This window comes from Flavobacterium cucumis (genome assembly GCF_900148835.1).
In the GTDB taxonomy this organism is placed as follows: Bacteria; Bacteroidota; Bacteroidia; order Flavobacteriales; family Flavobacteriaceae; genus Flavobacterium; species Flavobacterium cucumis.
Genome location: NZ_FRYK01000001.1, coordinates 541,774 through 553,919 on the forward strand (window position 1 = coordinate 541,774; position 12,146 = coordinate 553,919).

Annotated in this window: 14 protein-coding genes; 5 read left to right on the forward strand and 9 right to left on the reverse strand. The window is 32.0% G+C overall.

The annotated features are described in order from the left end of the window. The first annotated feature begins 82 nt into the window (after positions 1 to 82). The gene (locus BUE95_RS02560) at positions 83 to 1,072 is read left to right on the forward strand and encodes an NAD-dependent epimerase/dehydratase family protein (RefSeq protein ID WP_073581110.1); all 990 of its coding nucleotides are present in this window, start codon (positions 83 to 85) and stop codon (positions 1,070 to 1,072) included. On the opposite strand, the gene BUE95_RS02565 is transcribed toward BUE95_RS02560, so the two are convergent. The 3 genes from BUE95_RS02565 to BUE95_RS02575 are packed head-to-tail and all read right to left on the reverse strand — an operon-like array spanning position 1,059 to position 3,504. Continuing rightward, positions 1,059 to 1,436, reverse strand: coding sequence for a DUF4296 domain-containing protein (locus BUE95_RS02565; protein WP_073581111.1), 378 nt, complete (start codon positions 1,434 to 1,436; stop codon positions 1,059 to 1,061). The two genes, BUE95_RS02560 and BUE95_RS02565, sit on opposite strands and share 14 nt — an antisense overlap. Then, entirely contained in the window at positions 1,433 to 2,782 is a 1,350-nt protein-coding gene (locus BUE95_RS02570) for a dihydroorotase (RefSeq protein ID WP_073581112.1), read from the reverse strand. The genes BUE95_RS02565 and BUE95_RS02570 overlap by 4 nt, the downstream gene beginning before the upstream one ends. Next, positions 2,782 to 3,504: a polyprenol monophosphomannose synthase gene (locus tag BUE95_RS02575; RefSeq protein WP_073581113.1), complete on the reverse strand. Its 723-nt coding sequence runs from the start codon at positions 3,502 to 3,504 to the stop codon at positions 2,782 to 2,784. The genes BUE95_RS02570 and BUE95_RS02575 overlap by 1 nt, the downstream gene beginning before the upstream one ends. Positions 3,505 to 3,610: 106 nt before the next feature. Here BUE95_RS02575 and BUE95_RS02580 point away from each other — a divergent pair, with 106 nt between their 5' ends. Beyond that, the gene (locus BUE95_RS02580) at positions 3,611 to 4,276 is read left to right on the forward strand and encodes a DUF4271 domain-containing protein (protein WP_073581115.1); all 666 of its coding nucleotides are present in this window, start codon (positions 3,611 to 3,613) and stop codon (positions 4,274 to 4,276) included. 17 nt (positions 4,277 to 4,293) lie between these two features. Next, the gene (locus BUE95_RS02585; RefSeq protein WP_073582390.1) at positions 4,294 to 5,043 is read left to right on the forward strand and encodes a uroporphyrinogen-III synthase; all 750 of its coding nucleotides are present in this window, start codon (positions 4,294 to 4,296) and stop codon (positions 5,041 to 5,043) included. 125 nt (positions 5,044 to 5,168) lie between these two features. Here the strand turns inward: BUE95_RS02585 and pckA are convergent, their stop codons facing one another. Beyond that, positions 5,169 to 6,794, reverse strand: a complete 1,626-nt coding sequence (gene pckA, locus BUE95_RS02590) for a phosphoenolpyruvate carboxykinase (ATP) (RefSeq protein WP_073581117.1) — start codon at positions 6,792 to 6,794, stop codon at positions 5,169 to 5,171. A 70-nt stretch (positions 6,795 to 6,864) separates the two neighbouring features. Next, positions 6,865 to 7,251: a DUF423 domain-containing protein gene (locus BUE95_RS02595; protein ID WP_073581119.1), complete on the reverse strand. Its 387-nt coding sequence runs from the start codon at positions 7,249 to 7,251 to the stop codon at positions 6,865 to 6,867. A 125-nt stretch (positions 7,252 to 7,376) separates the two neighbouring features. Between BUE95_RS02595 and BUE95_RS02600 the strand changes: the two genes are divergently transcribed. Together BUE95_RS02600 and BUE95_RS02605 are read left to right on the forward strand one after the other, a co-directional pair. Then, complete coding sequence (locus BUE95_RS02600) at positions 7,377 to 8,747, forward strand: saccharopine dehydrogenase family protein (RefSeq protein ID WP_073581121.1); 1,371 nt, start codon at positions 7,377 to 7,379, stop codon at positions 8,745 to 8,747. A gap of 331 nt (positions 8,748 to 9,078) precedes the next feature. Further along, complete coding sequence (locus BUE95_RS02605; RefSeq protein ID WP_026724461.1) at positions 9,079 to 9,549, forward strand: Lrp/AsnC family transcriptional regulator; 471 nt, start codon at positions 9,079 to 9,081, stop codon at positions 9,547 to 9,549. 7 nt (positions 9,550 to 9,556) lie between these two features. Here BUE95_RS02605 and BUE95_RS02610 read toward each other — a convergent pair whose 3' ends face one another. From BUE95_RS02610 to BUE95_RS02625, 4 genes are read right to left on the reverse strand one after another with little or no spacing between them, the layout of a single operon-like run. Beyond that, positions 9,557 to 10,198 (reverse strand): response regulator transcription factor, encoded by a 642-nt coding sequence (locus tag BUE95_RS02610; protein ID WP_073581123.1) that lies wholly within the window; start codon positions 10,196 to 10,198, stop codon positions 9,557 to 9,559. Between the two features lie 14 nt (positions 10,199 to 10,212). Beyond that, complete coding sequence (locus BUE95_RS02615) at positions 10,213 to 10,986, reverse strand: sensor histidine kinase (protein WP_073581125.1); 774 nt, start codon at positions 10,984 to 10,986, stop codon at positions 10,213 to 10,215. Next, on the reverse strand, positions 10,959 to 11,606 hold the full coding sequence (locus BUE95_RS02620; RefSeq protein WP_073581127.1) for a hypothetical protein: 648 nt from the start codon (positions 11,604 to 11,606) through the stop codon (positions 10,959 to 10,961). The genes BUE95_RS02615 and BUE95_RS02620 overlap by 28 nt, the downstream gene beginning before the upstream one ends. Positions 11,607 to 11,609: 3 nt before the next feature. Then, a complete protein-coding gene (locus BUE95_RS02625; RefSeq protein WP_084530214.1) occupies positions 11,610 to 12,107 on the reverse strand; it encodes a hypothetical protein in 498 nt (165 codons plus the stop codon). Between the last annotated feature and the right edge of the window lie 39 nt (positions 12,108 to 12,146).

A 12,146-nucleotide genomic window follows, 5' to 3' on the forward strand; every position in this document is an offset into this window, starting at 1 on the left:
GGCTTAAAAATTACATTCAAGAGGAAGGCTCAACTTAAAATCAATTCTTCCAGCATCCAGTAAAAAATATTATATTTACAACATGATTTTAGTCACAGGAGCAACAGGTTTAGTCGGTTCGCATTTGTTAGTTCGACTTCTTCAACAAAATGAGGAAGTGAAAGCGTTATTCCGTTCTGAGAAACAAATTGAAAAAGTAAAGAATGTATTTGCTTTTCATAATCAAACTATTCTTTTTGATAAAATTCATTGGGTAAAAGGCGATATTACCGATATTCCCTCACTTGAAATCGCTTTTAAAAACATTACTCATGTTTACCATTGTGCCGCTATGATTTCGTTTGAACCTAGTGATGAAGAAAAGCTCCGAAAAACAAACATCGAAGGAACTGCAAACGTTGTGAATTGCTGTATTGATTTTGGTGTAAAAAAACTTTGTCATGTAAGTTCTATCGCCGCACTTGGGGATCCAAAAGAACACGAAACCAATATTACTGAAGAAATTGAATGGAATCCTGAAGAAATTCATAGTGATTATGCTATTACCAAATATGGTGCTGAAATGGAAGTTTGGCGAGGACATCAGGAAGGATTAAAGGTCATCATTGTAAATCCTGGTGTTATTTTCGGCTTTGGATTTCCACATCAAGGTAGTGATGTGTTGATTCAATTAATAAAAAAAGGTCTTCTTTTTTACACCAACGGTAACATTGGCATAATAGCTGTTCAAGATGTAACATCATGCATGCTTGAACTAATGAAAAGCGAAGTGTCTGGTGAACGTTTTACATTAGTTGGCGAAAATATTACCCTAAAAGATTTATTCGAATATATTGCGAGACTACTACAAGTTAAGCCTCCTTCATATCAAGCATCTGAGTTAACAACAACATTCGCCTGGCGATTGGATTGGCTGATTAGTAAAATTATATCTAAAAAAAGAAAAATTACTAGAGCAACTGCGAAAGCATCTCATTCAAGGACTACTTATGATACATCGAAAATAATCCATACATTACAGTATTCTTTCTTAAAAAAAGAAGCTTACTTCGATAAAATTATTGAAAACTAGGAACAACTTTATTTTGCTTATTCTTTTCAGGTATATTTGTTTTATTCTTAAGAAGCGTATCGAAACGATTCATCAATTCCAAATGCATTTTTTGATATTTTTTGGCATCCCCCGCATAAAATCGAATATTCTGATAATAAGTAATACTATCTATCTTATATTTTTCATAAATATACGTTTCAATATTGATTTTCTCAGAAGTTAATTTATCTGGCATAGCACCTTCAGTAGCTTGAAGAATTGAAATATCAAAAAGAATATCGGTCATCACCTCCTCATCTAACAAATTGTCTGGTTTTGGAACCGGATTTTTAGAACATGAAACCAATACAACACCGATAAGCAATACTAAAAAATTTCTCATTCTGCTGTTCTTTCAAATAATAAACGTTGTCCAACTCTTAATTCTTTCACTTTTCCATTTGCATAAACTAATTTTCCATTTACAAAAGTGTGGGTCACTCTTGATTTAAAATTATATCCTTCAAATGGAGACCATCCACATTTGTATAAAATATTTTCTTTTTTAACATTCCAAGGCTGATGGGCATTTACTATAGCTAAATCTGCATAATACCCTTCCTTGATAAACCCTCTTTTTTCTATTTTAAAAATTTTAGCTGGATTGTGGCACATTTTTTCTACAATCTTTTCTACCGAAATTTTACCCTGATGATGTGCTTCAAACATAGCCACAAGAGCATGTTGTACTAAAGGACCTCCAGAAGGACATGTTAAATATGGATTTATCTTCTCCTCTAACGTATGTGGGGCATGATCAGTTGCAATAACATCTATTCTATCCTCTAATAGTGCTTTCCAAAGCGCATCCTTATCTTCTTGTGTTTTAACTGCAGGATTCCATTTAATCAAAGAACCTTTCGTTTCATAATCGGCATCCGTGAACCAGAGATGATGAATACAAACCTCCGCCGTAATCTGTTTTTGTTCTAATGGAATCTTATTTGTAAATAATTCCATTTCTTTTGCTGTTGACAAATGAAAAACATGCAAACGAGCTCCTGTCTTCTTTGCCAATTCAATAGCTTTTGAAGAAGACAAATAACAAGCTTCTGAACTTCGAATTAAGTGGTGGTATTTCATTGGGATATCCTCACCATATTCTTCTTTATATTTTTGAGTATTTGCTTTTATAGTGGCTTCGTCTTCACAATGAACAGCGATTAGCATTTTGGTAGACGAAAAAATCTTTTCTAAAACGTCCGGATTATCTACCAACATGTTTCCCGTGGAAGAACCTAAAAACAATTTAATTCCGGCTACATTTCTTGGATTTGTTTTTAAAACTTCTTCTAAATTATCATTGGTTCCCCCCATCATGAACGAATAATTCGCGTACGATGTTTGAGATGCAATTTGATATTTATCTTCTAAAAGTTCTTGGGTAACTGCGTTTGGGACCGTATTAGGTTGCTCTATGAAGGAAGTAATCCCACCTGCAACAGCGGCTCTACTCTCTGACTCAATAGTCCCTTTGTGCGTGAGTCCAGGTTCTCTAAAATGCACTTGATCATCAATTGCTCCCGGAATTATATAACTTCCCTCTGCATCTATAATTACACAATCTGAAGATTTTGGACTTATTTTCTCTGCAATTTCTTTAATGAATTCATTTTCAATTAAAATATCGCCTTCGAAAATAGCGCCTTCATTAACAATTTTGGCATTTCTAATTAAGTATGTATTCATTATAATCTATTAAATATTTTTCGAAATCTTAGCATAATTACACCTACAACAGCTTCTCTAATAATTCCTCCACTCATTTTGGATTGTCCTTTTGTTCTATCCGTAAAAATAATAGGAACCTCAACAATTTTAAAATTATTTACAAAAGCGCGGTATTTCATTTCAATTTGAAACGCATAACCCACAAATTTTATTTTATCTAAATTAATAGTTTCCAAAACTTGTCGTTTGTAACATTTAAAACCTGCTGTAGCATCAGCAATTTTCATGCCTGTTATCATTCTAACGTAGACCGAAGCAAAATAAGATAGTAAAACTCTACTCAGTGGCCAATTAACAACATTAACCCCATTCGAATATCGAGAACCAATGGCTAGATCTGCTCCATTCTCACAAGCATGTAACAATTTTTCTAAATCATTTGGGTTATGTGAAAAATCGGCATCCATCTCAAAAATATAATCATAACCCTGTGATAAAGCCCATTTGAATCCGTGTACATAAGCCGTTCCTAATCCTGCTTTTTTGGTGCGAAGCTCTAAAAACAATTGTGTTGGAAATATTTCTTGTAGTTCTCTAACCTTTTTAGCAGTTTGATCTGGAGAGTTATCGTCCACAATTAAAACATGAAATGAAGTAGAAAGTGAAAAAACAGCTTGAATTATAGTTTCAATATTCTCAATTTCGTTATAAGTAGGTATTATGACAATGTTTTTAGCCATAGAATGAATTATATTTGTGTGCAAAAATAAGGTATTTACTCAGTAAAATTCTTAATAATCTTATAATAATCAAAATGACACTATTTTTTGTAGTTTTGCAAAACATATGTTAGCAATTGAATTACATAATCGAATAATTGAAAACAAAGATTGGGCAACAGTTTTGTTCCTTTTCTGTTTGGTAATAATTGCGATCAACAAAGTAATTTCTTCTGTACGATTTAACGAGTTTATAAAATTAGCATACTCGGACAAATACACCAAAATTTATAAAGACAGCAGTAATTTGATGAGTGGGTTTACTGTTTCCATGTTTCTTTTACAATTATTTTCCTTTTCATTTTTTATACTTCTAGTATTGGATCAATTTGGAATTGCAAAAAAAACAGATTGGATTATCTTTATTCAGCTGTTTACTTTTCTCTCGGTTTTTATCTTATCGAAATTCTTAATTGAAAAAATAATAGCTACAGCGTTTAATATTGAAGAATTTAGCGAACAATTTAACTTATTAAAAGTCAATTATCGAGGATATTTTGGTTTGGTTTTAATGCCAATTAATATCCTCCTATATTACAACACTTTTGATTCAAAATTATTTTTTTCTATACTGCTTGTTGTGCTGTTTACCTTAAATGTCACTACCTACATAGTTGCATTGAAATTGTATCAAAATTTACTATTCCGTAAAATATTTTATTTTATTTTATATCTTTGCACCCTTGAAATAGCACCTTACTATTTTATTTATAATTGGTTTACAAAAAATTAGAGAGAAATATGTCAAATTTGAAAGTGAAAACAATATTAGTTTCACAACCAGAGCCTAAAGTAGAAAATTCTCCTTATTTTGAGCTTCAAAATAAACTGAAAGTAAAGGTTGATTTTAGACCTTTTATTCATGTTGAAGGTGTTCCTGCGAAAGAAGTTAGAGCACAAAAAATAGACCTGAACAACTACACTGCCATTATTTTAACCAGTAGAAACTCCGTTGACCACTTTTTCAGAGTTGCAGAAGAGATGCGCTACAAAGTGCCTGAAGATTTAAAATATTTTTGTCAGTCTGAAGCCGTTGCTTTTTATCTTCAAAGATATGTTGTCTATAGAAAAAGGAAAATATATGTAGGTCAAAAAGACTTTGCTGATATGTCTCCTCTTATTAAAAAATATAAAGACGAAAAATTCTTACTTCCTTCTTCAGATCAATTAAATGCTGATGTCCCACAAACACTTGACGGACTGAAAGTAGATTGGACTCAAGGAACTTTTTATAGAACTGTCATGAGTGACTTATCTGATTTAAAGGATGTATACTATGACATCTTAGCCTTTTTTAGTCCAACAGGAATTAAATCGTTATTCAAAAATTTCCCCGACTTTAAACAAAACAATACTAGAATTGCTGTTTTTGGCACCACCACACAAAAAGAAGCATTAGAGCATGGATTACGAGTGGATATCATGGCCCCTAGCCCAGGAACGCCCTCGATGACAGGAGCACTAGAAAAATATGTTGCCGAGGTAAACAAAGGAAAATAAAAATAAACAAAACCTATATTAAACCCCAAATGCGTTTGCGTTTGGGGTTTTTAATTAAAATGTTGTCAAAAAAACAAAAAAAGTCCCGATTAAATCGGGACTTTTTACTATGTAAATTGCTTAGATTACAATTGAGGACCAGCAGCCACTAATGATTTTCCTTCTTCATTATCCGTATACTGAACGAAATTTTTGATAAATCTTGAAGCTAAATCTTCTGCTTTTGTTTGCCATTCAGCAGCAGCAGCATACGTATTTCTTGGATCTAAAATGTTAGTATCTACATTTGGTAAGGCAGTAGGCACTACAAAGTTAAATACAGGAACTGTTTTCGTTTCTGCTTTTTCGATTGAACCATCTAAAATAGCGTCGATAATCGCTCTAGTATCTTTAATGGAAATACGTTTACCTGTTCCGTTCCAACCTGTGTTAACCATGTATGCAGTAGCTTTGTGTTGCTCCATTTTCTTAACCAACTCTTCACCATATTTTGTTGGATGTAAAGACAAGAATGCTTTTCCGAAACAAGCTGAGAATGTTGGTTCTGGTTGTGTTACCCCTCTTTCGGTTCCCGCTAATTTAGCAGTAAATCCAGATAAGAAGTAATATTTAGTTTGCTCTGGAGTTAATTTAGAAACGGGAGGCATTACTCCAAATGCATCTGCCGTTAAGAAAATAACTTTAGTAGCGTGACCTGCCTTAGAAACAGGTCTTACAATATTTTCAATATGGTTAATTGGGTAAGAAACACGCGTGTTTTGTGTAACCGAACCGTCTTTGAAATCAATTTTCCCATTAGCATCAACCGTTACGTTCTCCAATAACGCATCTCTTTTTATTGCTCCGAAGATATCCGGCTCATTTTCTTTACTTAAATCAATTGTTTTCGCATAACAACCCCCTTCGAAGTTGAAAACACCGTCATTATCCCATCCATGCTCGTCGTCTCCAATTAATTCACGTTTTGGATCTGTTGATAACGTAGTTTTCCCTGTTCCTGACAATCCGAAGAAAACAGCCACATCGCCATCTTTCCCTTTATTAGCAGAACAGTGCATAGAAGCAATTCCTTGTAATGGTAAGTAATAGTTCATCATAGAGAACAATCCTTTTTTCATTTCACCTCCATACCAAGTTCCTCCAATTAATTGAATTTTCTCAGTTAAGTTGAACGCCACATATACTTCCGAATTTAATCCATGAGCTGCGTAATCTTTAAAACTTGTTTTTGAACCATTCATTACTACAAAATCTGGCTCACCAAAATTTTCCAATTCCGCTTCTGTTGGACGAATGAACATGTTTTTTACAAAGTGTGCTTGCCATGCTACTTCCATGATGAAACGAACTTTCAATCTAGTGTTTTCATTCGCACCACAAAAAGCATCAACTACGTATAATTTTTTATTTGATAATTGCTTTACAGTAGTTTCTTTTAAAGCATTCCAAGTAGCTTGAGAAATAGGTTTATTGTCGTTAGCTGCTTTATCAGAATTCCACCAAATGGTGTTTTCTGTAACGCTATCTTTAACAATATATTTGTCTTTAGGAGAACGACCTGTGAATTCACCCGTCATTACGTTTACCGCACCAAGTTCAGACAACTGACCTCTTTCAAAACCTTCAAGAGCAGGGTTTAATTCTTCATTATATAAATAATCGTATGAAGGATTGTATATGATTTCTGATACATTAACGATTCCGTACTTTTCTAACGAAATCGATTTCGTAGTTTGAGCATTCGTATCCATAAAATTAGGTTATGTTGTGTTTAAAATAAAGTGCAAAATTATAAATTAAATTTGAGATAGCGTTTTTTAATCACTGTTTTTTAGATAATACCGAATAAAATAAATATCCCCAAGCCGCAACCAAGAATAAACCTCCAATCGGTGTTATTGGTCCCAAAAATTTTGTCTTCAAATGGGTTATCGTATTTGTCGCCAAAAAATAAATTGAACCTGAAAAAAACAAAACACCCACTATAGTTAAATAAAAAATAATCGAACGCTCTTTATCTTCTAGAAAAGTAAAAGTCCCAACAAAAAGTAAAAATAAAGCGTGATACATTTGATAACGCACTCCAACCTCAAATGTTGTCAATTGCTCTACTGAAAGTACTTTTTTTAATCCATGAGCACCAAATGCACCTAAAATTATTGCCGTTACACCTAAAAAAGCAGCTACTAAAAGAATTTTCTTATCCATTTTTTTTATTTGAGACCAAATATAGCAAAAGTTTTTATGTTAAATTACGACATAAATCAAGAAAATGTTTTCGCAAATATAACATTTTACTATCTTCGTGTGATATTTTTACAACACATCCCAAGATGAGACAAATTTTAGTCATTGGAGCAGGTCGTTCTGCTTCATCCCTTATAAAATACCTTTTAGAAAATTCAGAGAAAGAAAATCTTCAGGTTACTATTGGTGATTTATCAGAAGAATTAGCAAAACAAAAAACCAACAATCACAAAAACGCAAGAGCCATTGCTTTTGATCTTTTTAATGAAGCACAACGAAAAGAAGAAATTAAAAAAGCAGATATTGTGGTTTCGATGTTACCCGCACATTTGCATTTAGAAGTTGCAAAAGACTGTATTACCTATAAAAAGCATATGGTAACGGCATCTTATATCAGTCCTGCTATGCAAGAATTAGATACTGCAGCTAAAGAAAACGGTTTGGTTTTCATGAATGAGATTGGGCTTGACCCAGGAATCGACCATATGAGTGCAATGAAAGTATTGGATGAAATTCGGGAAAAAGGAGGAAACATTATCCTGTTTGAATCGTTCTGTGGTGGATTAGTAGCTCCAGAAAGCGATACCAATTTATGGAATTACAAATTTACATGGAACCCAAGAAATGTAGTTCTAGCGGGACAAGGTGGCGCTGCAAAATTCATACAAGAAGGCACTTACAAATATATCCCCTACACCAAACTATTCAGAAGAACCGAGTTTTTAGAAGTAGAAGGCTACGGAAGATTTGAAGCATATGCTAATAGAGATTCATTGAAATACAGAAGCGTATACGGTTTAGACGATGCTTTAACTTGTTACCGCGGTACGATCAGAAGAGTTGGTTATTCAAGAGCTTGGGACATTTTAGTACAATTGGGAATGACCGATGATTCGTATACAATTGATAATTCAGAAAACATGACCTATCGCGAATTTACGAACTCCTTTTTACCTTATCACCCTACAGATACTGTAGAAATCAAACTGCGTCATATTCAAAAAATTGATCAAGATGATATCATTTGGGACAAACTAGTAGAAATCGATTTATTCAATCCGAACAAAAAGGTGGGATTAATTAAAGCTACACCTGCACAAATTTTAGAAAAAATCTTATCCGAGAAATGGGCTTTAGAACCAAACGATAAAGATATGATTGTGATGTATCACAAATTTGGTTACGAATTAAACGGTGAGAAAAAACAAATTGATGCAACCATGGTTTGTATTGGAGACGATCAAACCTATACATCGATGGCAAAAACCGTTGGACTTCCAGTGGCTATAGCCACATTGAAAATCTTAAACAAAGAAATCACAACTCCAGGGGTACAATTACCCATTACAAAAGAAGTATACAATCCCATCTTAAAAGAATTGGAGGCTTATGGTGTTATTTTCAAAGAAATGGAAGTGCCGTATTTAGGTTACAATCCGTTGAATGTTAAAAATTAAACTACTCCTTTATTATAAGCAAAATCCGAAATCGTATAGGTTTCGGATTTTTTTTATTCTGGAAGCGCTACAAAAATATCATACCTTCGTAATCTTTCAATCCTGTTGTGTTTTACTTTACCGAGATTACGAACAACATTACTTTAAAATTGTATTTGAGCCAAATAGGACATGTACTTTGTTTAAGTGATTACTTAATCCCATAGGTTTGGAATATTGGTAACTGAATAATTACTCCTTGAGAAAAGCCCCGTAGGGATAGTATAAAAAACCTAATAAAAAACACAATTCTGAAATCATATTTGTATTTTTACTTTCAAATCAATTGAAAATGAAAATAAATCACTTACAGATTGAAATAGACGGAATCGATAAAGAAATCCTTCGCGATTTGATGGAAGATGCTCGCAAACCTATTTTACAGATTGCCAACAAAATTGGAATCTCAGGCGCTGCGATCCATCAACGATTAAGAAAACTAGAACAAGCTGGCGTGATTTCAGGTTCAAAATTTATTGTAGATACTAAAGTTTTAGGGTACAGTACGATGGCCTTTATTGGAATTTATCTAGAAAAAGCATCAAGTAATCCAGAAGTGGTTAAAGAGTTGAAGAAGATACCAGAGGTTTTAGAATGCCATTATACGACTGGAAATTGGAGTATTTTAATCAAAATCATTTGTCGCGATAACGAACATTTAATGCAATTACTCAACAAAAAAATTCAACCCATTGATGGTGTTTCAAGAACGGAAACCTACATTTCTTTGGAACAGCAAATTGAACGTCAAATTCAATTATAGTATCGTTTTATATACAAACAATTTTATGTTTTACAGCGTATAAAACCAAGCCTATTCTAGTTTTTAATTCAAGTTTTTGAAATAAATTCTCTCGATAACCATCAATTGTTTTTGGGCTTAAACACATTCCTTCAGCAATCTCTTTGTACGTTTTTTCAGTGCAAGCCAATTTTATAAATTCAACTTCACGCTCTTTTAAAACAATTTTGGTTTCATTTTGGTTTAATTTGTTAATTAAAAAACCAGAAACGATTTCTGTGTAATAGAATCCTTTGTTATATACTTCTAATAGCGCTTCTTTAAACACTATTGGATCGGTATCTTTTAACAAATACCCTTTTGCTCCATTAGTAATCATTTTCATAATTGTCTCTTCGTCATCATTTACTGATAGTGCTAAAACTTTAAGTTCTGCATGATGTTCCTTTATCCATTTCATTGTTTCAATTCCGTCCATAATTGGCATATTAACGTCTAAAAGAACAATATTAGGAAGGTTAAAATCAGCTGATTCATAGGCAGAAATAAATTCCTTACCATTGGCATAACTTCCTATAACCTCAAACTCTTTGTATTTGCTTATTAGATAAGCAAGTGACTGCGAAAACAATAAATGATCATCTACTATTATTATTTTAATTTTTTCCATGTTTTTAAATTTTTTTATTCTTTGATAGGATAATCGATAGTTACTATTGTTCCTTTATTATCAGAATAAATCATAAAATTGGCACCAATTAAATCTGCTCTAGTCTCTATATTTGATAGTCCAGAACCCTTTTTATATTTTTCTAAGTCAAATCCTTTTCCAGTATCAATGATGTCTATCCTACAATTAACATCCGTAAACAATACATTTATTTTTATAGAATCACTACAAGAATGCCTCAATATATTTGAAATAGATTCTTGTAAAATCCTATAAATTATGGTTTCATGTTCGATATTTATTTTTCTTACCTCACCGCTAACATGAATTTCACATTTTATTTTTTTTAGCGCTTTAATTCTATCTAAATCCTCAGATATAGCTGTAATAAAATTAGTATTTAAAAAAATATCTCCATTCATTAATTTAGATAACAATCGAATTTCATTTAAAGATTTTGTAACTAGCTCTTTAATTTTTTTTAGCTCTGAAACAGAATATCTATTGTTATCCTCAATTAAAAAATTCATTTGCATAAGTACGACTGAAAGCATTTGTCCAACATTATCATGAAGCTCTCTACTCACATTAGTCAATGTTTGTTCTTTAATTTCAATTTTCGACTTTGTTAATTCAGACTGAAAGCGTAATTCCGCTTCTAACTTATCCGTTAAAAATTTTGTTTTCTTTTTCTGAAAAAAAAAGAATAAAATAAAAACTGTCAGCAGTAATGTAAATAAAACTATACTGAATGAAATTATTAATAATTGTATTTCTTCTCGCTGCATATAAACCCTATTAAAAAACAACTGTGCATTAACAAATTTAATATAAATAAAACAAAACTAAGTATTGTATCATTTGTATCGATTAATAAAAAATGAATAGCCAGCATATAAGGTAAAAAAGACACATGAAAAGCTAATACACCCACTATGAACCAAAAAAATATTGATTTTTTAAAATTTAAGATGTTTTCAGAGCTAAATATCTCAAATAAATACAAGCAGGATAAGAATAAAACTATGATTACTCCTAGAGCAAAAACATTAGTAAAAGTTTGAGCTAAATTATTTTGTATAAATAAAATATTTGTAAAATAAACAACAATAAAAAAGAGAAGGGACAATGAAGCAATTCTTTGTGTTTTTATTTTAACTAGCAACAATTTTAATAAAATTATATAGTACGAAAAACTAATAAGAATATAAAAATTATAGATCGGATAATTAACATAGCCTGTCCACTCTTTAAAGTTGATACCAATGAAATCTATTACAAAAGCTATCCATATAAAAACCAATAGCGATTTAGCTTTGTTATTAGGAAGTTTGAAATAAAAAAATATTCCAGGAACACCCGATAATAAAGCTAAATAAACCGTGTAAGAACCTAACTCTTTTAGCATGTCTTATTGAGGATACATTACTCTAGGAGGACGCCCTATTCCGCCATAATTTAATGGTTGTAACTCTATTGCGTCAATATTTTCCTCCGAATATTGATCCGTTCTTGAACTTTCAACATTTATTGTTGCCTCTCTTTTTTTAGTTGGGGTTAGAAATATTGTAGTTAAACCCGCCTTTTCTTTGTAGGAACTATCATTTGGATAGACCCCTAAATACAATCTAATACCTGTTACATCAATACCCTTTTCTGCTCCTTGATTTTTAACATAATTAAGATAATTTTCTAATTCCTCAATAGAATACCAAACAGCAGTAACATCATCTTTTAGAATACTTTTAGAAATTAATTCTGCTCTACTTTCATGGTATCTTTCACTTAACTCTACTGCTAAATCATGTGTGATCAATTGAGAAGGTTGTTCATATTGTACATTCTCTGAACATGAGTTTAATACAAATAATGTAGTGGCTAAAAAGCCAGCAAAAATTGTCATTTTCATTTTTTTAATTTTTAGTTTGTGGTACAAATGTAATTTTTT